This is a genomic window from Bartonella sp. W8167 (assembly GCF_016100335.1).
In the GTDB taxonomy this organism is placed as follows: domain Bacteria; phylum Pseudomonadota; class Alphaproteobacteria; order Rhizobiales; family Rhizobiaceae; genus Bartonella; species Bartonella apis.
This window is the reverse complement of record NZ_JACFSQ010000001.1, coordinates 763,795-786,811: the sequence shown is the minus strand read 5'-3', so window position 1 is coordinate 786,811 and position 23,017 is coordinate 763,795. Positions and strand designations below refer to the sequence as shown.

At 44.5% G+C, this 23,017-nt stretch carries 19 protein-coding genes and 1 tRNA gene; 15 read left to right on the top strand and 5 right to left on the bottom strand.

Annotated elements, in window-relative coordinates:
- Positions 1 to 110: 110 nt before the first annotated feature.
- The 3 genes from proS to H3V12_RS03140 are packed head-to-tail and all read left to right on the top strand — an operon-like array spanning position 111 to position 3,396.
- On the top strand, positions 111 to 1,436 hold the full coding sequence (proS, locus tag H3V12_RS03150; RefSeq protein ID WP_198212745.1) for a proline--tRNA ligase: 1,326 nt from the start codon (positions 111 to 113) through the stop codon (positions 1,434 to 1,436).
- Complete coding sequence (locus H3V12_RS03145) at positions 1,436 to 2,716, top strand: lipoprotein-releasing ABC transporter permease subunit (protein ID WP_075870689.1); 1,281 nt, start codon at positions 1,436 to 1,438, stop codon at positions 2,714 to 2,716. The genes proS and H3V12_RS03145 overlap by 1 nt, the downstream gene beginning before the upstream one ends.
- The gene (locus H3V12_RS03140) at positions 2,716 to 3,396 is read left to right on the top strand and encodes an ABC transporter ATP-binding protein (protein WP_075870688.1); all 681 of its coding nucleotides are present in this window, start codon (positions 2,716 to 2,718) and stop codon (positions 3,394 to 3,396) included. The genes H3V12_RS03145 and H3V12_RS03140 overlap by 1 nt, the downstream gene beginning before the upstream one ends.
- 55 nt (positions 3,397 to 3,451) lie before the next feature.
- Here the strand turns inward: H3V12_RS03140 and H3V12_RS03135 are convergent, their stop codons facing one another.
- Both H3V12_RS03135 and H3V12_RS03130 read right to left on the bottom strand, forming a co-directional pair.
- Entirely contained in the window at positions 3,452 to 3,766 is a 315-nt protein-coding gene (locus H3V12_RS03135; RefSeq protein WP_198212743.1) for an AzlD domain-containing protein, read from the bottom strand.
- Positions 3,766 to 4,488: an AzlC family ABC transporter permease gene (locus H3V12_RS03130; protein ID WP_198212741.1), complete on the bottom strand. Its 723-nt coding sequence runs from the start codon at positions 4,486 to 4,488 to the stop codon at positions 3,766 to 3,768. Before H3V12_RS03130 ends, H3V12_RS03135 begins: the two co-directional genes overlap by 1 nt.
- A gap of 153 nt (positions 4,489 to 4,641) precedes the next feature.
- On the opposite strand from H3V12_RS03130, the gene H3V12_RS03125 reads away from it, so the two are divergent.
- Positions 4,642 to 4,935, top strand: coding sequence for a succinate dehydrogenase assembly factor 2 (locus tag H3V12_RS03125; RefSeq protein WP_075870685.1), 294 nt, complete (start codon positions 4,642 to 4,644; stop codon positions 4,933 to 4,935).
- A 3-nt stretch (positions 4,936 to 4,938) separates the two neighbouring features.
- Positions 4,939 to 8,442: a transcription-repair coupling factor gene (mfd, locus tag H3V12_RS03120; RefSeq protein WP_198212740.1), complete on the top strand. Its 3,504-nt coding sequence runs from the start codon at positions 4,939 to 4,941 to the stop codon at positions 8,440 to 8,442.
- 124 nt (positions 8,443 to 8,566) lie between these two features.
- Here the strand turns inward: mfd and H3V12_RS03115 are convergent, their stop codons facing one another.
- Together H3V12_RS03115 and H3V12_RS03110 are read right to left on the bottom strand one after the other, a co-directional pair.
- Positions 8,567 to 9,241 carry a DsbA family oxidoreductase gene (locus tag H3V12_RS03115; protein ID WP_198212738.1) on the bottom strand — a complete coding sequence of 225 codons (675 nt, stop codon included), beginning with the start codon at positions 9,239 to 9,241 and terminating at the stop codon, positions 8,567 to 8,569.
- A gap of 12 nt (positions 9,242 to 9,253) precedes the next feature.
- Positions 9,254 to 10,981 carry an extracellular solute-binding protein gene (locus H3V12_RS03110; RefSeq protein ID WP_198212736.1) on the bottom strand — a complete coding sequence of 576 codons (1,728 nt, stop codon included), beginning with the start codon at positions 10,979 to 10,981 and terminating at the stop codon, positions 9,254 to 9,256.
- A 421-nt stretch (positions 10,982 to 11,402) separates the two neighbouring features.
- On the opposite strand from H3V12_RS03110, the gene H3V12_RS03105 reads away from it, so the two are divergent.
- Positions 11,403 to 12,017 carry an invasion associated locus B family protein gene (locus H3V12_RS03105; protein ID WP_075870681.1) on the top strand — a complete coding sequence of 205 codons (615 nt, stop codon included), beginning with the start codon at positions 11,403 to 11,405 and terminating at the stop codon, positions 12,015 to 12,017.
- Positions 12,018 to 12,556: 539 nt separating this feature from the next.
- Here the strand turns inward: H3V12_RS03105 and gpt are convergent.
- Complete coding sequence (gpt, locus tag H3V12_RS03100; RefSeq protein ID WP_075914442.1) at positions 12,557 to 13,054, bottom strand: xanthine phosphoribosyltransferase; 498 nt, start codon at positions 13,052 to 13,054, stop codon at positions 12,557 to 12,559.
- Between the two features lie 568 nt (positions 13,055 to 13,622).
- On the opposite strand from gpt, the gene H3V12_RS03095 reads away from it, so the two are divergent.
- The 9 genes from H3V12_RS03095 (at position 13,623) to H3V12_RS03055 (ending at position 23,016) form a co-directional block, all read left to right on the top strand.
- A tRNA-Lys gene (locus H3V12_RS03095) sits at positions 13,623 to 13,698 on the top strand.
- 624 nt (positions 13,699 to 14,322) lie between these two features.
- Complete coding sequence (locus tag H3V12_RS11255; RefSeq protein WP_281432011.1) at positions 14,323 to 15,468, top strand: septal ring lytic transglycosylase RlpA family protein; 1,146 nt, start codon at positions 14,323 to 14,325, stop codon at positions 15,466 to 15,468.
- Positions 15,469 to 15,520: 52 nt separating this feature from the next.
- Entirely contained in the window at positions 15,521 to 16,684 is a 1,164-nt protein-coding gene (locus tag H3V12_RS03085; RefSeq protein ID WP_198212734.1) for a D-alanyl-D-alanine carboxypeptidase family protein, read from the top strand.
- A gap of 29 nt (positions 16,685 to 16,713) precedes the next feature.
- On the top strand, positions 16,714 to 17,367 hold the full coding sequence (tmk, locus tag H3V12_RS03080; protein ID WP_198212732.1) for a dTMP kinase: 654 nt from the start codon (positions 16,714 to 16,716) through the stop codon (positions 17,365 to 17,367).
- Entirely contained in the window at positions 17,354 to 18,397 is a 1,044-nt protein-coding gene (locus H3V12_RS03075; protein WP_198212730.1) for a DNA polymerase III subunit delta', read from the top strand. The genes tmk and H3V12_RS03075 overlap by 14 nt, the downstream gene beginning before the upstream one ends.
- Before the next feature lie 80 nt (positions 18,398 to 18,477).
- Positions 18,478 to 20,025 (top strand): methionine--tRNA ligase, encoded by a 1,548-nt coding sequence (gene metG, locus H3V12_RS03070; protein ID WP_198212729.1) that lies wholly within the window; start codon positions 18,478 to 18,480, stop codon positions 20,023 to 20,025.
- 2 nt (positions 20,026 to 20,027) lie between these two features.
- Complete coding sequence (locus H3V12_RS03065; protein WP_198213760.1) at positions 20,028 to 20,801, top strand: TatD family hydrolase; 774 nt, start codon at positions 20,028 to 20,030, stop codon at positions 20,799 to 20,801.
- 10 nt (positions 20,802 to 20,811) lie between these two features.
- Entirely contained in the window at positions 20,812 to 21,624 is an 813-nt protein-coding gene (locus tag H3V12_RS03060) for an MBL fold metallo-hydrolase (RefSeq protein ID WP_198212727.1), read from the top strand.
- A gap of 591 nt (positions 21,625 to 22,215) precedes the next feature.
- Positions 22,216 to 23,016, top strand: a complete 801-nt coding sequence (locus tag H3V12_RS03055; protein ID WP_198212725.1) for an ABC transporter ATP-binding protein — start codon at positions 22,216 to 22,218, stop codon at positions 23,014 to 23,016.
- The last annotated feature ends 1 nt before the right edge of the window (position 23,017 follow it).

The following is a 23,017-nucleotide window of genomic DNA, read 5'->3' as shown; positions in this document are numbered from 1 at the left end:
TCTTGATCCGGGATTGTTTCTATTTTCAAGCGTGTTGTTAGCCGCTATGGTTAACAAATACCGATAATCTGCTCCGATTCGAGGAGCAATAGATGGAATTTTTATAGTCGATGCGTCTATCTCGTTATTTTTTGCCGATACTGAAAGAAAATCCCAAAGAAGCTGAAATTGCTTCCCACCGCCTCATGTTGCGTGCTGGTATGATCCGCCAGCAGGCTGCAGGCATCTATGCCTGGCTACCGCTTGGGAAAAAAGTACTGGATAAAGTCTGCAACATTATTCGCGAAGAACAAAATCGCGCCGGTGCGCTTGAAATCTGGATGCCAACCATACAGTCGGCTGATTTGTGGCGCGAGAGCGGTCGTTACGACGCTTACGGATTGGAGATGCTGCGCATCAAAGACAGGCAAGAACGTGAACTTCTTTATGGCCCGACCAACGAGGAAGTCATTACTGATATCTTCAGGGCACACGTTAAGTCCTATAAAAATCTTCCGCTTAATCTTTATCATATCCAATGGAAATTCCGCGATGAAATCCGTCCTCGTTTCGGGGTCATGCGGTCTCGCGAATTCCTAATGAAAGATGGCTATTCTTTCGATATTGATTATGAGGGAGCAAAAGCCGCTTATAATCGTGTGTTTGTTTCCTATTTACGCACCTTCGCCCGCACAGGGCTGAGAGCAATTCCGATGCGTGCGGATACAGGACCGATTGGTGGTAATTTGAGCCACGAGTTTATCATTCTGGCTGACACTGGCGAAAGCGCGGTTTATTGCGACAAGCATTTTCTTGATATGGACGTTCCCCCGGCTGATGTTGATTTTTCTGACGATGCCACTATGGCTGATATTGTCAAAAAGTGGACAACACCCTATGCCGCAACCGACGAAATGCACAATGAAGAGCTTTGGGCCAAAGTCCCTCAGTCCGACCGGATAGCTGCAAGAGGAATTGAAGTCGGTCATATCTTCCATTTTGGTACCAAATATTCGCTTCCGATGCACGCCACAGTTATGGGGCCGGACGGTCAAGAACATCCTGTATCAATGGGATCTTATGGAATTGGTCCATCACGATTGGTAGCTGCAGCTATTGAAGCTTCGCATGATGAAAACGGCATCATCTGGCCACGTGCAATGTCACCTTTCGATTTCGGTATCATAAATATGAAACCGGGTGACGCGAAATGCGATAATCTAAGTGAGAAAGTCTATTCATCATTGACCAATGCAGGTTTTGATCCTTTGCTTGACGATACGCAGGAAAGAGCGGGCTCCAAATTTGCAACAATGGATCTTATCGGACTACCGACACAAATTATCATTGGTCCGAAAAATGCCGCTCAAAACGAAGTCGAAATAAAAGACCGCAAAACCGGACATAAAGAGGTTCTTCCGTATGATGCGGCTTTGAAACGCTTAACGGAGGCTTGATGACTACGAGAGCCAAGGGTGGTAACCGGTTAGGATTTTCGTCCTATGAATGGATGATTGCGTTTCGCTATATGCTTCCTAACAAGAAACAGATCTTTACATCGGTGATATCGATTATATCGCTGATTGGTATCATGCTTGGTGTTTTTGCGTTGATCGTGGTGATGGCCGTTATGAACGGTTTCAGAACCGAATTGCTTGATCGCATTTTGGGTATGAATGGCCACCTTGTCATTCAGGCAATCGATAGTGATTTTACCGATTACAACACTCTCATTCCGCGTATTGAAGGTGTTGACGGAGTCAAATTTGCGCTTCCGGTGATTGAGGGGCAGGCACTGGCGCAAGGCGATGCAACCGGAGGAACCGGTGCATTGGTTCGCGGGGTACGCAAGCAGGATCTAGACAAACTCACAACGGTTACAAAAAATATAAAATTTGGCAGTCTGGAAGACTTTGATAAGCAGGATGGAGTTGCAATCGGTAGTGGCATGGCTGAAAAGCTAGGACTTTCGGTGGGAAGTGATATCCGGATTATCACACCGGATGGAGATGTAACACCTTTCGGCGTTAATCCGCGTGTTAAAGCCTATAAAGTCTCGGCTATTTTTAATGTCGGCATGTCGGAATATGATACCATTTTTGTCTTTATGCCATTGAAAGAAGCACAAGCTTTCTTCAACTTGGGAAATAAAGTGCAATCTTTAGAAATCTTTTTGAATAATCCCGACGCAGTCTCTTCAATAACACCGGAAATTGAAAAAACTGTCGGAAGGCAAGTTTATTCTATTGATTGGCGGTCTAGAAATCAGGCGTTTTTTTCGGCATTGCAAGTTGAACGCAATGTTATGTTCTTTATCCTATCGTTGATTGTTCTTGTTGCGGCGTTGAATATCATTTCGGGTCTCATCATGTTGGTCAAGGACAAGGGGCACGATATTGCTATTTTGAGGACTATGGGAGCAAAACAGAGCGCCGTCATGCGCATATTTATCATGACGGGCATGGTCATTGGAGTGATAGGAACAATCTTCGGACTTCTGTTAGGTGTGCTGACATGCGAGAATATCGGCCATATTCAGGATTTTGTGTCTTGGCTGTTTAATGTCGATGTCTTCAACCCGCAGCTTTATTTCCTGACAAAACTACCGGCGCGTCTGGAATGGGGACAAACGTTGATGGTTGTATTCATGGCGCTTTTCCTATCCTTTCTAGCAACGTTAATACCGGCTTGGCGTGCTGCAAAGCTCGATCCGGTGCAAGCTTTGAGGTACGAATAATGGCCTCGCTGTTGCAACTTGTGAACATTGACCGACGTTATCTCGATAGTGATAGGCCTCTGGTTATTCTTGATAAAGCCAACTTTTCACTTGAACAGGGACAGACTGTTGCCCTTGTAGCTCCATCCGGTGCCGGTAAATCCACTTTGCTACATATTGCCGGACTTCTTGAACGTCCAAATGGCGGCGACGTCGTTTTACGCGGGCATTCCTGTTCCAATTTATCTGATAACGACCGTACGGCGATACGTCGCAACGATATCGGTTTTGTTTATCAGTTCCATCATTTGTTGCCGGAATTTACGGCTCTGGAAAATGTGATGATACCACAGATGATCGCCGGACTTAAGCGTTCTGAGGCTGCCGATCGAGGATTGAAGTTGCTGACTTACCTGAGGGTCGGCCATCGCGCCAAACATCGCCCATCAGAACTTTCCGGTGGCGAGCAACAACGTGTGGCCATTGCCCGTGCGGTTGCCAACGCACCGTCAATTCTCTTGGCAGATGAACCAACGGGTAATCTGGATCCTGTCACGTCGGCATATGTTTTTCAGGCACTGGCTGCTTTGGTTCGTCAATCGGGGTTGGCAGCCCTTATTGCGACGCACAATCTGTCACTTGCAAAGCAAATGGATCGGCGTATCACGCTGAAGGGCGGAAAAATTATCGAGCTTCCTTAAAAAGGGAGAAAAGCAATACCGGATAACTAAAATAATTCGGAAATTGATGCATATCCTATACATTCTGGAATAGCAGATAGGCGAATATACTGACGACAACTGTCACAAAAAGGCTTCGCGTCACCATACCTGCAATAAGCGAAACAATTGTACTTAAAAGCGCAACCGAAATGCCGAAGTTGGTTGTTTCCGGTTTTTCAAGAATTTCAGTAACGATGATTGCCGATAGCACAGCAGCTGGAACGAAATTCAGCCAATAACGAAAAAGTCGTGGAAATGGCCTGTGAGCCAACGCCATGATCGGTACGATTTTAATCAGTGCTGTAACCGCTGTTGCAACTGCAATGCCCAATCCGATATGTTCCATCATTATATCTTGTTACTCCCCGACTTGAGAAGCATAAACATACCAATAGTTGCAGCAATGAGAGTGGCTAAGATTGACGATGGATTTGCCGCAATTATACCATGTGAAAAAGTAACAATTGCCATTGCGACGATAATCACAACAATATCAATTTTTTTGGTCTGACTAGCATACCACCCAAGCAATAGAAGACCGACAAACATACCGACGAGGCTGAAACTCAAGGTGTCTTTTAACCAATCGGGTAGCGATGCCGCAAATATGGTTCCGACAAGTGTTGCAGCAATCCAGCTCAACCATGCTGTGATATTAAGTCCGAATAACCATGAAAATGGAAGAATATTACCGTGAGTTCGGGCATATTGTGACGCAACGCCAAAGGTTTCGTCGGTCATCAGAAAACCGCCGACAAGCTTTTCAAGTCGATTGGCATGAGAGAAATATTGCGCCATATAGGTGTTGATTAAAAGATAACGCATATTGATGAATAAAACACCTAATGCGATTTGCACCAGTCCGGCTCCTGTGGAAGCCATTGAATAAAACAGAAATTGCGCAGACCCTGCGTAGACAAATGTGCTCAAACAGAAAATCTGTAAAATCGTAAAGCCGGAAACCGCGCCAATTGCACCGCAAGCAAAACCAATCGCCCAATATCCGAGCAATGTCGGAATGCAGGCAACGACACCTTGTTTGAAAAGACGCCAGTGGCTTTTTTCCATCATTCAAAGACTCAATTCATATTCAACGTCTTTTGAAATGACGTCTTCATATACATGTTTACATATTTGGACTATTGTCAAACAACGAATTATTGAAAGCTGATCTCTAGCGTAATATAGAACAAGCTTCCATATCATGTTGAACCGGAGGATGCGATGACAGGCTCGAAAGTCGATAACAGTAAGCTGAACGCAAGGCAACGCCGGCTTGTGTTTCGTGCGTGGCATCGCGGAATCCGGGAAATGGATCTGGTTTTCGGACAATATGTTGATGCCCATATTATGAAGTTGGACGAAAAAGCCATGGATGAGCTTGAATATATTATGTCCTTTGAAGACAGGGATTTATTGACTTGGGTAACAGGTGAAGTGCCGGTACCTTATGATGTGGATTCGCCGCTTTTTCGCGATATTCTGGATTACCGCACGCGCATGGATTTTAACGCTTAAGTTATGTCGATATTCAAAAAAAACTTCGCTACTGAAAATTTACCACAATATCTGAGTTTTGATGGCGTCGTCTCCGGATACGAACCATTTGCGATATATAAAATAGCGGCTGAAATCGGCAAAAAGGGGCCAATTCTTTATATTGCGCGCGACGGGCAGAAACTTGATGATCTGACGCATGCTTTAAGTTTTATCGAGCCACAGATGCCGGTGGTGCAGCTGCCGTCATGGGATTGCCTCCCCTATGATCGTGTTTCGCCAAATCCCGCAATTTCGGCAAAGCGGATGTCAGCCCTGGCTAATATTTCAGCTCTATTCAGAAATCCGCATCCGGCAATTATCCTGACAACAGCCAATGCGATTATGCAGAAGCTGCCTCCGCATTCAATGGTTGAAGGCCAGTCAATTACCGCGAGACCAGGCCAAAACCTTGATATGGATAAACTCGTTCATCACCTTGAGCATAACGGTTTCGAACGTGTGTCAACAGTACGCGAAATTGGCGATTTTGCTGTAAGAGGTGGAATTGTTGATTTGTTTGCACCGGGAAGTGACGCGCCTGTACGGCTAGATTTTTTTGGTGATACGCTTGAAACAGTGCGAGCATTTGATTCGGCAAGCCAAAGAACAACAAAAACGCTTAAAGAATTCTCGCTGGAGCCGATGAGCGAGATAACTTTGACGCCCGAATTAATCAGCAAATTCCGCTCGAATTATATCAGATCTTTCGGTGCCGCCAGTCCGAATGATGCACTTTATGAAGCAATTTCGGAGGGCCGGAGATTTTCCGGAATGGAACATTGGCTGCCACTTTTTTACGATCATCTTGATACGATTTTTGATTATATCGGTGATATTCCGGTCGTGTTTGATCATCTTGCCGAAGAGGCAATGATAGAACGGAATAAACTCATTGAAGATTATTATCAGGCCCGCTTGGAACAACACGATTCTAAAGATTCTTCCACACCCTATAATCCGGTAAAACCCGAAGAGCTCTATCTAACCCCCGAAGATATTGCTTCATTATCCGAAAAAGTTAAGCATCGGATTGACCTTACGCCGTTTAACAAACCGGAGTCGTCAGGGCATCTGGTACTTCATAGCAATGTCACAATAGGGCGGGATTTTGTTGAAGAACGCACGTCGGAAAACAAGAATTTATTTGAAAGCGTTGTCGATCATGTTGCGGAACTCCGTTCAAAAGGCCACAAGGTGCTCCTTACCGGTTGGAGCGAAGGATCCTTGGAACGCCTGATACAGGTGCTTGATGAACATGGTCTAAAAGGAATAGAAAAGGTTACATCTCTTCATTCCGTAAAAGTCACACCACGCGATCATATCACAGCAGCAGTCGTAACAATCGAGCACGGATTTGTTGCCGACGATCTGGTTGTTGTTGCCGAACAGGATATATTGGGTGACCGACTTGTGCGGTCTGCACGGCGGCGCAAGCGTAATGCCGATTTCATTTCGGATATGACCACATTGAACAGCGGTGATATCGTTGTTCACGTCGATCACGGTATTGGTCGTTTTGTCGGTTTGAAGACAATCACAGCAGCCGGAGTGCCCAGAGATTGTTTGGAAATTCATTATGCCGATGAAGACCGGCTTTTTCTTCCCGTCGAAAATATCGAACTTTTGTCACGCTATGGCGGTGAAGGTACGAATGTTGTTCTTGATAAACTAGGTGGCGTTGCGTGGCAGGCGCGAAAAGCGAAACTTAAAAAACGTTTGCTTGAAATCGCCAGCCATCTTATTCACATTGCGGCCGAGCGCGAGATGCGTAATGCCCCCGTTCTTGTACCTCCGACCGGTAGCTACGATGAATTTGTTGCCCGTTTCCCTTACGATGAAACGGATGACCAATTGCGCGCTATTGATGCGGTTCTTGGCGATCTTGCGGCGGGAAAACCGATGGATCGGCTGATCTGCGGTGATGTTGGTTTTGGTAAGACAGAAGTTGCAATTCGAGCTGCATTTGTCGCTGCGTTAAATGGCTATCAGGTCGCCGTTGTGGTGCCGACAACGCTTTTGGCACGTCAGCACTTTAAAACATTTCAAGCCCGCTTTCAGGGATTGCCGGTAAAAATCGGACAAGCATCGCGGCTTGTCGGAGCCAAAGAACTTGCAGCCGTTAAAAATGGTGTGCGTGAAGGTACAATCGATATCGTTATTGGTACGCACGCACTTCTTGGGTCGACAATGCAGTTTTCACGACTTGGCTTGTTGGTTGTCGACGAGGAACAAAACTTTGGCGTTAAACAGAAAGAACGTCTGAAAGAGCTGAAAACCGATATTCATGTGCTTACCCTCTCAGCTACCCCGATTCCACGGACCTTGCAATTGGCTTTGACCGGTGTCAGAGAATTATCCCTTATTACAACGCCACCGGTTGATCGTATGGCAGTGAGAACCTTTGTTTCGCCGTTTGATCCCCTGATCGTGCGTGAAACATTGATGCGTGAACATTATCGCGGTGGACAAAGTTTCTATGTTTGTCCGCGAATATCGGATTTGAAAGATGTTCAGGAGTTTCTTGGCAATCATGTTCCCGAACTGAAGGTCACAGCTGCTCACGGTCAGATGCCGCCGGGCCAACTTGATGATATCATGAATGCCTTTTATGATGGGCAATATGACGTGTTACTTTCAACCAGTATTGTTGAATCCGGTCTCGATATTCCTTCGGCCAATACATTGATTGTTCATCGCGCGGATATGTTCGGTCTTGCTGCTCTTTATCAATTGCGCGGGCGGGTAGGGCGCTCCAAACAGAGAGCTTATGCATTGTTTACGCTTCCTAACCAGAAGGTTTTGACACCGGGAGCGGATCGTCGCCTCAAAGTATTGCAATCCCTCGATAGCCTTGGGGCCGGATTCCAGCTTGCAAGTCACGACATGGATATAAGGGGTGCCGGCAACCTCCTTGGCGAAGAGCAATCAGGGCATATCAAAGAAGTCGGTTTCGAACTTTATCAACAGATGTTGGAAGAAGCGGTTGCCGAATTGAAAGACGGTACGGCTGTGAATGAAAGCCAATGGTCGCCGCAGATTTCGGTTGGAACAGCGGTTATGATACCGGATAATTATGTTCCCGACCTTCCATTGCGCCTTTCGCTCTATCGCCGGCTCGCAGAAATTGAAGATTTGGGCGACATTGATGCGTTTGGTGCTGAATTGATCGACAGATTTGGTCCCTTGCCTGTTCCTGTACAGCACTTGCTCAAAGTCGTTTATATCAAGGCTCTATGTCGGCAAGCCAATGTTGAAAAGTTGGATGCTGGTCCTAAAGGCGTTGTTATCCAGTTCAGAGAAAACAACTTTGCCAATGGTGTCGGACTCATCAAATGGATTGGCGAGCAAGGAAGCATGGCCAAAATACGTCCTGACCAAAGCGTGGTCTTTATTCGTGATTGGCCGAATGCCGATCAGCGTTTGAATGGTGCTGCAACAGTCATGACACAACTCGTAAAACTTTCAAAAGAAGGCGCAACGAAATAGGCTTTACGTCTTCATTCGTAAGCTGTTTCTATCGCGATTTAACGGTGCTGTTGATCCCGCATTAAAACGTTTTTGAATTTTATTTTAATTAAAACGAATTGCGGGATTACAACTGAAACCTGTTTTAACGATCTTCGCTTGCTCCCGGTTCATAGCCGTCAGCAATTTGTTCGATCGTGTCGATTAAAACCTCGGTTGGTTGCGCACCCATAACCACATATTTTTTGTCAATAATAAATGATGGCACACCACGCACCCCGATATAATAGGAATGGGCGCTGTCCTGTTTGATGGTGTCTTTATCAATGTTCGTCTCAAGCAATTTTTCGACAACGTCGGAGCGCATTCCCACGCTTTTTGCGGCATCAATTAATACAGTATGATCACCAATATTCTGGCCTTGTTCAAAAAAACGGGAAAAAAGTTCGTCAATGAGCTTGTCCTGCATACCTGCTTTATCCTGCGAAGCCCAATAGACCACGCGGTGGGCATCAAGAGAGTTGGGCTCTGTTTTGATAGCAGCAAAATCGAATTCGATATCTTCCTGTTTACCAAGGTCAATTAACGTGCGCTCGGTTTCGTCAATTGCATTCTGGTTGCCTAGAACTTTCTTCATATGAATTGGATAGGGAATGCCTTCCGACTTCATATTTGGGTAAAGCTGGAACGGCGTCCATGAAAGTTTTATCGTAATTTCTGGTAGTGCTGCTATTGCTTTGAAAAGCCTCTTGCGTCCAATGAAACACCAAGGGCAAACAAGATCCGAAATCATATTGATATAAATTACTGGAGAACTCACGGTATTTTTCCTTTAGCGGTGCCACCAGGCCGGCAAGCGATATCCATAAAGCGGAGTATAGGCCGGATATTCTATACGTGACCAATGTGCAACCCATTGGTCAGGTAAATGATAAAGCGGAAGATAGTAACTCCCCGAGATGAGTACACGATCAAGAGCTCTGACGGCTGCTGTAAAATCTTCATTCGAGCGGGCATCAAGCAATGCTGAAATCATGGCATCAATTGCCGGATCGGATGTTCCTGCAAAATTGAAACTACCTTCAAGGTCGCGGGAAGAAGAGCCCCAACGATTAAGCTGCTCATTACCGGGCGAGAGCGACGCTTTTAATTTTCCGACGATCATGTCGTAATCAAAAGACGTTAACCGGTTTTGATATTGCGTGTCATCAACCGTTCGCACGTCCACCCCGACGCCAATTCTCACCAGTGAACGTTGATAGGCGAGTGCGATTTTTTCTTCTTCCAATGATTGGGTCATAATTTCAAAGTGAAGCGGTTGACCGTCCGGGCCAATTGCTCGCCGATTTTGCAGTTTATAGCCCGCTTCCCGCAATAATTGCCAGGCTTTTTCTGCAGAGGCCCGATCAATGCCGGAACCGTCGGTTTTTATATTATGCCACGTGCCGTCCATGACCTCGGGTAAAACGGCGTCAGGGTAGGGACTTAAAAGTTGTTTTTCTTTGTCTGACGCGGGCCGTCCAACGGCAGAAAGAGTCGACCCACACCAGAAACCTTCCGTGCGGCTATAGACATCGTTAAAGAGATTATGATTGACCCATTCAAAGTCGAACACAAGCGAAAGTGCCTGCCTTACCTTTCTATCTTTAAAAATCGGCTTTCTGGTATTGAACACGAAGCCAATCATATCGGCCGGTGTTCCTTTTTTAAAACTTTCTTTGATAACATCGCCATGACGCACAGCCGGAAAATTGTAGGATAAACGCCAACGGTTGGGATTGGCCGGTTCTTCAAGAAAAACGTCCAAAATTCCCTTTTTGAAAGCCTCGAAACGGGTGTTGTCATTACGGAAATATTCGATCTGCACTGTATCAAAGTTATTTAAACCGCGATTTACCGGCAAATCTTTCCCCCAATAATTGGGGTCACGTTCGTAAATGATGCGTTCGCCTGCATCAATATGCGAGATAATATAGGGGCCACTTCCTGGAATAGGGGTAAGGCCATTTTTCTCGAAATTTTGCACGTCGATTGCATGTTTTGGAAGAACTGGCATGCTGCTTGCCAGAATAAAAGGAAATTCACGATCTTTCGAATGTGGAAATTCCATTTTTACTGTCTGCTCGTTGAGCCTTTCAATATGTTCGATGCGCTTCATATAACGGTCGAAAGGCGGTCGCCCCTTATTTTTTAAAAGATCGACTGTAAATAAAACATCATCAGCCGTAATTGCTTTACCGTCAGAAAATCTGGCCTTTGGGTTGAGATGGAATGTTATTTCGGTACGATCGTCATTCAATATAACGTTATCAGCTATTAAACCGTAGAGCGTAAATGGTTCATCACGCGTGCGAACCATCAAGCTTTCATAAACGAGCCCGCCAAACTGTTCATCGGCGAACAAACCGCGCGCGGTTGTCCGGAAACTGCGAATAACGAAGGGATTAAGTCCGTCAAATGTGCCAACCACACCGTAAGTGATCTTGCCACCTTTAGGAGCATCGGGATTGGCATAGGGGAAGTGGTCAAAGCCGGCACCTAGAGCCGGCGATCCGTGCATCGCGATTCCGGTTTCGTTTGCCTGACAAAATTGTCCAAAACTCGAACAAAGAATCATGAAAAACAAAAAGAGTTTGTAGACAATGTTCATTTGAAACCCTTGGAAGCCAAATATTTCCGATTCGCCCGGTTTTAACCTGCCAGCGAGTAGTTGGGGGAGATTTATAATCAATTATACGAAAAATTGCCATTTTTAACCGCTATTCATTAAATGGAGTGTGATTGGAAAAACACAAAGATCGGTGCAATTTATATTTTGTTCGCTTCTAACGCTGGATTTTTTGATTAATCTTGTGTAAATGCGGCTGTAAAGGAAGGAAACGTCATCCTGTTGCCCTAATTCTGCGTAGAGCTGTCATTATAGAGGTTGATATTTACCTTTCGGGATTATTTTTTTGCGCATTGAAAGGATTTGCCTGATCATGTCCCATAAAAGAACCTACGCTGCTATTTCCGCATTGGCTGGCGCTGCTGCTCTACTCGTTGCGTCACATAGCACCGCCAATGCTCAGGGCATGCCTCAGGGGTGGTATAAGGTTTGCAGCAAGCAACAGGATGTTGATGTTTGTAACACAATGAATACCGTTGTTTCCAACACCGGACAACCGCTGACGGCTGTGAATTTGGTTGAAGTCAAAGGAAAGCAAAATGAAAAGCGTATCGGTATTCAGGTGCCGACAGGCCGTTTTATTCCTGAAGGCGTTCACATTCAGGTCGGTGATGGCCCTGTGAAAAAGATACCTTATGTTATCTGCAACGGCCCGAGCTGCATTGCCAATGATACATTCGACGATAAACTCATCAATGCTATGAAGACAGGTCAGAAATTGGTGGTAACAACCATTAACTTCCGCGGCACTCCTAACCCGATTGAAATTTCGCTCGACGGTTTCAGTGCTGCTTATACCGGTCCGGGTATGCAAGAAAAAGATTTTGAAGCCGAGCAAATGAAGCTTCAAAAAGCTGTCCAAGCCAAGGAAAAGCAGTTTGAAGACAAGATGCGAGCCGAACAGGAAAAAGCCAAGTCCGGCAATTGATGCTTCAATCAGTATTCAAATAATAGAAGGCCGCTTGCGGCCTTTTATTTTGCCTGAAATTGAAGAATTCGGTTTATTCAATCAAAAAATAATCAATTCGCGTTTGCCGCAAAACCTCAAAGGGCGCTTGGCCCGGTTTTCGCGCTGACAATCAGGTTGATTTCTCAGCTATAAAAGCTATCCGATCCGGTTTTCCGTCTTGTGAACAACAATGCTATAGCAACATCATTCTCAAGTTAGACGTGATGTCGATATCGAAAGCGAAAAATTCGGGCTTTTAAGCTGGACGGCTTTAAAAATGGCGAATGAAGCCAAAAACTATAATCGGGTTTCAAGATAATACCGCTTGAGTGGCGCATTCTCTTTGCGGAAACGCCGTCTTGATGAATTGTTGTTTAATGTATTTTTATTTAAAAAATAGGAAAGGCTTCAAGATAATCAAATCCTGAAGCCTGCTCATTTTAATTCGATCGTGTGAATAAATTAAAAAATGAACCGAAGGAGAGGCGGTTCAACCTTCAAAACCGTTATAGGTCGCGTCAACCCGCATGTGAATCGGCAATCGGTTTTTGAAAAGCATATCCCATATCCCATGGGAAATAGATCCATGTGTCCTGACTGACTTCGGTTACAAATGTATCGATTAACGCACGCCCCTTGGGCTTTGCATAAACCGTAGCGAAATGTGCCTTCGGTATCATGTTGCGGACAATTTGCGCAGTTTTTCCGGTATCGGTAAGGTCGTCTACAACCAGAACACCTTCGCCGTCATTGACTTTGACATTATCACTAATGCCTTTGAGAATTTGCATTTCAGACTGGTGGCGATAATCGTGATAAGAAGCAATGCAGACAGTTTCAATAAGTCGAATGCCGAGCTCACGACAAATAATGGCAGCAGGGACCAATCCACCGCGTGTAATAGCAACCATCGAGCGCCATTCTTTTTTCTGGTCTGCAATGCGCCAAGCCAGCGCACGGGCGTCTCTATGAAATTGATCCCAACTCACGGGGAAAGCTTTATCCGGAAGCGACATACCAAGCTCCTAAATTTTCCAAAAATTGATTTTGCCTTGTAATCCCATTTAATTGCCTATTTCAAGCTTATAGGCATGGCTTTTTCGCGCATGCAGGAGTTCAAACCCGGTATTACAACGATATGAGCACCATAAACTCCGCCAACGGTATTTTTTCACGTTAGTGATTCGCAAACACATTCATCTCCCACTTCCAGCACATAGGTGTTTTCACTAACAATAGCGGTGTAAAACAACAGCTTAGGAATCGAAAAACGAAAAATTTATGTCGAAAAATTTCCGTCTGGTAATGCATAACAAGATAATGGGAAAACGTTTATTTTGTTCCCGCATCGGGCAATAAACATCCCTTAAATGTGACCAGTAATGAACAACCTCCGACCTAAAAGTTCTCTGGCGAGGTTCATTACCACAACCGGACCGCATTTTCCCATTAGAGTAAGAATAATGACCTTGAAAAACCGCAAAAATTTGTAACGAGAAAAATTTTTTTGCTAAAAGGTGTTGACCTGACGCGATCTCGCCCGTATGTTCCGCCCACTTTCATCAGGTAGTTACCTTAATGGAAGAGCGCGTAGCTCAGCCGGTAGAGCAACTGACTTTTAATCAGTAGGTCCAGGGTTCGAATCCCTGCGCGCTCACCACTTCAAAATTTGTTAATCAGCATCTCCATACATCGTGTTTTTAAACACTTTTGTCGAGGGCTTTTCGTTCAAAGCGCATATAGCCGCAAACTTCATTGCTTTGTTTGACCTGTAGCCTGCGCAATCATGGTCAAGCAAACGAAGATAACCGCGCCGCTAAATCAGGGCGGTAAAATTTCTCAGAAATTTATGTTTGGATTTGTTGCAAAATTGGGTTGATCGCGTAACAGGCTTGTCTTTTAGCGTAACCTAACAGCATTTCTGATAAACTTATGATTTCGTCTTTTACATTAAGGCCGGTTCGCTCAATCTATTTCTTTTAGTTTCTACCGTCCCCCTAATGGTAAATAGGCGGACGAATTTTCAGGCATCAAGTTCGACGCAGCGTTTGAAGGCAAAATAGCTGGAACCACGACTCCTTGGTTTGTTTTTGTCGTTAACGATATTTTAAGAAACATGGCGATTGCCCGTATACACTTCTTAAACAATTATTAAAGATATGTTAATTGCTCCGCAGGAAATGGTTTTCGCCTTTTAAAAAAGCAGGAAACGGCATCCCGAGTTTAGCTTGGAATTTGCCTGTTTCGGATAGCTTAACGGCGGCTTTACTGAACGGAACGTTGAATGTCGTTAGAATTTGAAAAGAACAAAAAGAACAGTTGCCAATTGCTTGTTCGTGGAATTTTCGTTTCATTATCTACAATGATGCTCGCAGCGTGTGCCAATCATGCGAAAGATGTTGCCAGTGCAACACCCGTAAAAACAGTGAGTGATCAGGAAAAGGTGTATTCGGTCGTTCCGACTGCAAAACCGGTTGTAAATCATCATAAAAAAAATGGCGCCTCTCGGCAGGCTAACAATGTTGAAAGCACCAAGAACAACGAAGTTGCTTATCTTTCTCCATCCGAAAGAGCATATAAAAAAGTAGGCCGTGCATCCTGGTATGGTGCAGCTTTTAACGGCCGTTTGACTGCAAATGGTGAAGTTTATGATATGCACAATCTCACCGCAGCCCACCCGACAATGCCTTTACCAAGCTATGCACGTGTCACCAATCTGGAAAACGGCTCGTCAATCATCGTTCGCGTCAATGATAGAGGGCCATTCGCCGCCGACCGAGTTATTGATCTATCGCAACAAGCAGCAACAATGCTTGACTATAAAGATGACGGTCTAGCAGATGTTAAGGTCGAATATGTCGGTCGGGCACCAATTGAAGGGCACGATAGCGAATTCCTTTTGGCATCTTATAAGCCCGGCAATATTACTCCCGATACTCTGCTTGCAATGGCAGGCGTGAGCCTGACTTCTCCGGTTCCCGAAAATACAATGCAGGATATGACGTCGCCCAATTATTCAGGGTTGAATAATCCGGCAATGATTGGTGTAACTTATCCGAAATTGCCTGATGTTGGCCCTCTGCCTGCTTTTAAACCTGACAACTCTCAACTGTTGGCTTTTGCCGGCGAAACTTCAACCGATGGCAAGGCTGTCGTTTTCAATAGCATTTTGACGCCGTCAAACAACGCTAATTCGTCCGAAAATGCATCTCGTTCAACGAACAAAGTTTCGACTAAAACAGCAAAACCGAAATCTGCTAATGACGTGAACGCTGCAGCCAGAACAGGAAATGTGGCTTCCAATTCCGCGAAAGTAATAACAGTCCAAGAAAATCCCTCCGGAAATTTTGAACGCAAAACTGAACGGGCATTGGAAATTGCGTGGGCAACGGGTGTAAGCGAAGCTTTTAGTATTGGTAGTGAACGTTAAGCACTTGAGTGAGCGAGTGGTTTGTGCTGAAAACAGGCCACGGAGATCAAATATGCGCTCAACCATCATTCATCTTTTGTTGTTCATTGTTTTAGGCGGTGTAACAACACAATCATTCGCCCAGAATTTTGAGGTTTCAGCTACTCAGGCCATGATGATTGATGGTGAAACGGGTTCGATACTTTATCAGAAAAATTCGCGAACAAAGTTTGAACCGGCGTCTCTCACCAAGTTGATGACTGCGGAAGTGGTTTTTCATTTGCTCGAGAGTGGTGCGTTACATGAAGACCAACTTTTTCATATCAGTGTTAATGCATGGCGGACTGGCGGTGCACCATCGCGGACAAATACAATGTTTGCGCCAGTAAATAGCGATATCAGTGTTCTTGATCTCCTGCGCGGCATGATTGTTGCAAACGGAAATGACGCAGCAATTGCCTTGGCTGAAGGTATTTCCGGTAGTGAAGAAAAATTTGCGGATCTTATGAATGAACGCGCCAAGGAATTGGGGCTGAACTCAAGCCATTTTGTCAATGCAACCGGATTGCCGCAAAATGGACAATACACCACCGCGAGCGATGTTATCTGTTTGTCGCGATATATCGCGACGCATTATCCGAAATATTTCAAAATTTATTCCGAACCGGAAATAACCTGGAGCAAGATTACCCAACGTAATAAAAATCCGTTTTTTGCAATGGATATCGGTGCTCAAGGTTTGGCAAATGCCTATAGCGACAGTTCAGGATTCTCGACTTCGGTAGTTATACAGAATAATAACAGACAACTTTTTTTAGTTTTAAACGGCATTAAAAAAGAAAAGGATCGGCCGATTGAAGCAGCAAAATTATTGAATTGGGGAATGAATGCATTCGAATTCAAACAGGTTTTTCCGAAAGATGTAATTGTTGGTTACGCACGTGTTTTTGGCGGCGTGAAGCCGGTTGTCCCGCTTTCGGTCAAGGAGCCTGTCGACATTTTGATGAATGTCGAAAAAAAACCGGTCATATCGGCCAGGATCATTTATCATGGACCACTGGACGCGCCTATATCGCCTAATGTTGAAGTCGGTAAATTACAAATATTGGCGAATAAAACCGTTCTTCTGGAAAAGCCGGTTTTTACTGCTGATGAAGTTCATGAGACAGGACTTGTCGGAAAAGCCAAAGATGCCTTATATGAACTGACAATCGGTTGGCTAAGAAAATATATTTGATTATTATTGATGACGTTCAGGATTTCATTGTGAGTGGCTATTTTTTTACATTCGAGGGTGGAGAGGGTGCTGGAAAGTCTACTCAAATCAATATATTAGGACAATTCCTTAAACAAAAGGGTTATGACGTGGTTGTTACCCGTGAACCCGGTGGAACTGAAGGTGGTGAGGCGATAAGGCATGTCCTTCTTTCGGGAAGCGCTTTAAAAGCCGGTAAACTTTTCGAAGCTACACTTTTTGCCGCCGCACGCATTGATCATGTGAACGAAGTCATCGAACCGGCATTAAAAGAAGGAAAAATTGTCCTGTGTGACCGGTTCATTGATTCGACGAGAGTTTATCAGGGGGCAAATGGCGAGAATATCAATCAATATCTCAAGATACTCGAGAAATCGGCAATTCATGGGCATATGCCCGATATCACTTTTATACTGGATTTACCCGCAAAAGCGGGTATGGAAAGGGCAAATAAGCGGCGTGGAAAGGCCGTAAAAGTGGACCGTTTTGAAAAAGACGCTCTTGCAGTTCAAGAAGCGCGTCGGCAAGCCTTCCTCAAAATAGCGGAAGCAGAACCGCAAAGATGTTATGTTATCGATGCAACCCGGGATATTAATGACATCGCGAAAAAAATAGAAAATATAACTTTGCTTTTTTTGGACAGGAAAAAAGATGCCAGAACTTGAAACGCCAAGACAATATGATGACATTGATGGCGTTATCCGCCCTTCGCAAAACACACATATTTTTGGTCATAATGGCGTAATAAGCTCGCTCGGCAGCATGCGCAAAGAGGGGCGTCTCCATCACGCCCTGTTGTTTGAAGGCCCGCTTGGTATCGGAAAGGCAACATTAGCTTACCATCTAACATGGAATATTCTTTCCTCGGCTTCCGGAGATTTTATAGCACCCGATGATAGCTCGCCGATTTGGCGGCAAATTGCTCAAGGCAGTCATCCTTCCGTTATCCATATTTCAAGGCGATATGATAATAAAACAGAACGCTTCAATACCGGTATAACGATTGACGATATAAGAGAAATCAACCGGTTTTTAGGTCAAACCTCCTATAATGGTGGCTGGCGAGTCGTGATCATCGATACCGCTGATGATATGAATAGAGCTGCCGCAAACGGCGTTTTGAAAACCCTTGAAGAACCACCGGAAAAAACACTTTTTATCCTTATATCGAATTCGTCGGGACGTTTATTGCCAACAATCCGCTCGCGTTGTCACTTAATCAAATTTCGTCCACTTGATTACGATAATATGGAAAAAGCGCTCCATCATATTCTGGTAAACCAGTTACCACAGACATCTGAATTGGACGCAATCATAGCAGAATCCGAGGGAAGTGTCAGAAAAGCAGCTCTATTGATATGTTATGGCGGAATGGAAATTATCCGTGTTCAACGGGAACTATTGAATGGGTCGGTCTTTGATGTCGTTAAAGCTCAGACAATTGCGCAAGCCTTATCGGGGCGCGACGCTATCATTCAATTTCACCAGTTTTGCGATAATTTGCTTTCTATTATCTCATCAAAAGCGATGAAAGCAGGCCTTGGCGGGAATTCGTTGCTAAGTAACCGCTATGCCGATGCTTGGAAGAATATTGCCGACGAGATCGCAAAAACAGAAGCATTTAATCTGGATAAAAAACAATTTGTGATTAATGTTCTTTATAAACTTCATAAATTGATTGCGGAAGATGTCTGACTATTTGGTTTTTCCGTGACAAGTGCCTCAACTATCGCTATGTCAGATGAAAAGCTGATATTGATATAGTTGGATATCCGATGCGTGAAAAATTTTATATAACAACACCGATTTTTTATCCGAATGGCAATCCCCATATAGGTCATGCCTATAACGCTATTGCAACAGATGCTATGGCACGTTTTGAACGCGCCAATGGCAAGGATGTGTTTTTTCTTTCCGGCACCGACGAGCATGGTTTGAAAATGCAGCAGACTGCCGAAAAACTGGGATTGACGCCACTGGAGCTGGCGGACCGCAACAGCGCCGTATTTCAAAAAATGCTCAAGACATTGAACGTCTCGAATGATGACTTTATTCGCACAACCGAAAAGCGCCATTATGATGCCTGTCAGGCCATCTGGAAGTTGATGGAAGAAAACGGCGACATTTATCTTGATCGTTATTCGGGCTGGTATTCTGTGCGTCAGGAAGCTTACTATGACGAGAGCGACACTGAAGTAGGGGAAGATGGAATCCGGCGGGAGAAAGAAGTCGGTTCACCGGTGGAATGGAATGAAGAGGAAAGCTATTTTTTCCGTCTGTCTAAATATGAAGATCGTTTATTGGAATTTTACGAAAAAAATCCCAACTTCATTGGTCCGAATGAGCGCCGGAACGAAATTATCAGTTTTGTGAAATCCGGTCTGAAAGACCTTTCTATATCCCGTACAACATTCAATTGGGGAATACCGGTACCGGGTAACCCCAAACATGTCATGTATGTGTGGGTGGATGCATTGACAAACTATCTGACAGCCACCGGCTTTCCGAACAAGAATACGCCAAGGTCGGATTTTTGGCCTGCGAATGCCCATATCATCGGTAAAGATATTATTCGCTTTCATGCAATCTATTGGCCGGCATTTTTAATGTCGGCGGGGATTGCGCTTCCAAAGCGTGTTTTTGCACACGGATTTTTATTGAACCGTGGGGAAAAAATGTCGAAATCCGTCGGAAATGTTATCGACCCGTTCAAGATGGTTGAACATTACGGCCTTGATCAGGTGCGCTATTTCTTTCTGCGGGAAGTGCCGTTCGGTCAGGATGGAAGTTATAGTCACGATGCTATTGTCAATCGGACAAACGCTGATCTCGCCAATGATCTTGGTAATCTCGCGCAGAGATCACTTTCGATGATTATGAAAAACTGTGATGGCCTTGTACCGGTTCCTGACAAATTTCTTAAGCAGGATAACGAGCTTTTGGATAAATGCAAAAACGCGCTTCAAACAGCTCGTGAAACAATGGCAAAGCAAGCACCGCATTTGGCTTTAAGTGCCATTTTCGCAGTTATTTCGGATGCGAATCGTTATTTTGCTGGCGAAGAACCGTGGGCACTAAAAAAGACGGATTTCAAACGCTTCTCGACGGTTCTTTATGTAACAGTTGAAGTACTGAGAGAAGTTGGCATTTTGCTTTGTCCTTTCATTCCGCAATCAGCTTCAAAACTCCTTGATTTGCTGGCAATTGATCAAAACGAACGTATGCTTGATGATATAGTTAGCCGGAAAATTGTTCCGGAAACGAAATTGCCGGCACCAGAGCCGGTATTTCCACGTTACGTTCCCACAGAAGACGAAGATTGACCATGCTTGTCGATACACATTGCCATCTGGATTTCGAGACTTTCAGCAAAGAGCTCAATGAAGTCGTCGATCGTGCTCATAAGGCCGGCGTGGCTCGGATGATCACTATTTCCACGCTTGTTCGGGATATGGACAAGCTGTTGGATATAACAGAGCGGTTCGCGGATGTGTATTGCTCGGTTGGCACACATCCGAGTTCTTCACATGACGAAAATGACACGACAGCCGAAAAACTTCTGGAATTTGCAAAAAATCCGAAAGTCGTGGCGATAGGCGAGGTGGGGCTCGATTACCATTATGACGATGCTACACCCGCGGAGCAAAAACGTAATTTTCACGAACATATCGTTGCCGCCCGCGAGAGCCTTTTGCCACTCGTTATCCATACACGCGATGCCGACAATGACACACGCGACATTCTGGTTGAAGAAACAAAAAAGGGAAAATTTCCATTTATTCTTCATAGCTTTTCATCCGGAGCAGAGCTTGCACGAACGGCGCTGGAACTCGGTGGATATATCTCGTTTTCAGGCATATTGACGTTCAAAAATGCTGGAAACGTCCGCCAGATTGCCAAAACCGTGCCAATAGAACGAGTGTTGGTCGAAACCGATTCACCTTATCTCGCGCCGGTGCCATTCAGGGGCAAGACAAATGAACCTTCCTTTGTCAAACAGACTGCGTTAATATTGGCCGAAGTGCTTGGCGTTCCATTTGATGAATTAGCCAAACACACAACGGAGAATGCTTTTCGTGTTTTCTCCCAGATGAAATAGGACAAGATTTATGCATGATCGCTACAAGTTTACAATACTTGGTTGCGGCTCCTCGCCGGGCGTTCCCCGGGCTAATGGTGATTGGGGGGCATGCAACCCCGATAATCCAAAAAATTATCGTTATCGCGCGTCTATATTGATTGAACGTATCAAAGAAAATGGTGAGCGTACAACTGTCGTCGTCGACACAGGTCCGGACTTTCGTTCGCAAATGGTCGACCATAATGTTCATGAAATAACATCTGTCGTCTATACTCATCCACATGCAGATCACATCCACGGAATTGATGATCTGAGAACTTACGCAATAAGCCAGCATCACCTTATGAATGTTTATGCCGATGACGAGACATATCAGAGGTTATATGAGGCATTCGGTTATTGTTTCAAAACGCCGGAAGGTTCGAATTACCCTCCAATACTGAATCGGGAAAAAATTATCCCTTACGAGAAATTTACAATAGACGGAAAGGGCGGATCAATTACACTTATGCCTGTTTTACAGATCCACGGGGATATCCACTCTCTCGGTTTCAGACTGGATAATGTCGCCTATTGCACCGATGTAAACGAATTTCCTGAAAAAACGCCACAATACCTCGAAAACCTTGATGTCCTCATTATTGGTGCGCTGCAATATCGTCCTCATCCAAGTCATTTTTCCGTCGAACAAGCCGTCGAATGGGGTCGAAAACTCAATGCAAAGCGGGTTATTTTGACTCATATGCATATTGCTTTGGATTATGATGAAGTGATGAAATACACGCCTGACAATGTCGAACCGGCCTACCAAGGCTTAACTTTCGAGGTCGACGCAAAATAGGCGATTGAATAAAATTGCCGGCACTGCAACCTTGATTGGAAAACAGCCTAATGTCGGCATTCCATTTGTTGGTCGTCCTAACATATTCCGATTTTGCAGTATGAAAACTTTTCTATTCGGATAACGAGCCAAACAGTCTTGAGGACCGATTAATAATCGCTGTCAATCAACGGTTTTGATCTTGTTTTGATTATCAATTTTCTCTCCAAGAAAATCGGTAATTAAAAAAACGGCAGAATTCTTCGGAAAAATCCGAAGCTCATATTTTACCTCATTTCCGTACGTTTCAAAACAGTTATATTTGATGAACGATTATGTTGGTAAACGAAGTTGGATAGCAAATACAATTGCTATGGGCATCAATTTCATACGAAAATTCGCTCACTTGATATGCCGGAAATTCTAATATTTCCGCAGCTATAATAGGGACAGATGTCACCGGCAAAATTCCGCATACCCGTGGACAATCAGCATAGCCCTTAAACGAGCAAACCGACATCGAACACTATTCGTATATTTTCGGTAATTTTTTAAGATTGCAAACTTGAGAATTTTTATATAGTTTACGCCCTAAAATAAATTGAGGGCGATATGAAACTGGAGTTGAACAACGTCAAAGCCGGATATGGCAAGTTAACAATCTTGCATGATATTTCCGTCGATTTCGTGCCTGGTGAAGTGACAGCTCTTATAGGTCAAAATGGTTGCGGTAAATCAACATTGCTCAAGGCAATAATGGGGTTTTTGGATCTTCGGGGCGGCACGATTACTTTGGATGGCCGCGATATCAGAAGCTTTTATCGCAAAAACCTCGCACAGCTTATTTCTTATCTTCCTCAAGAGAGTTTTTGTCCGGATTATCTGACATTGGGGCAACTTATAGAGCTTTCCTCTTATGCACGACATTCATTATTGTCTGGCCCGTCTGCCAAAGATCGTCAATATTTTAATGAGGTTCTTGAAATTGTCGGGCTCGCGGATAAGGCACATTTGCCTGTTAATTCTCTTTCAGGCGGGCAAAAGCAACGAGCATGGCTTGCGTTAGTTCTGGCACAAAAAACCGATATGATATTGCTTGATGAACCGGTCAATCATCTTGATGTGAAATATCAATACGCCATTTTAAAGCTTGTTCGTGAATTAAGTTGCGAACTGAAAAAAACAATCATCGTTGTTTTGCACGACATCAACCTCGCCACCTATTTTGCCGATTATGTTGTTATGGTGAAAGCAGGAAATATCCATGCGAATGGGCGAACTCAAGACGTAATAACCGAAGAAAATCTACAGCAGGTTTTTGGAATTCCAGCCGAATTATTCCAGCACAACGGGCATCTCATTTGTCAGCCTTATCCCGACGAGGCCCGATCTGTTCGTTATATGGACGAATAAA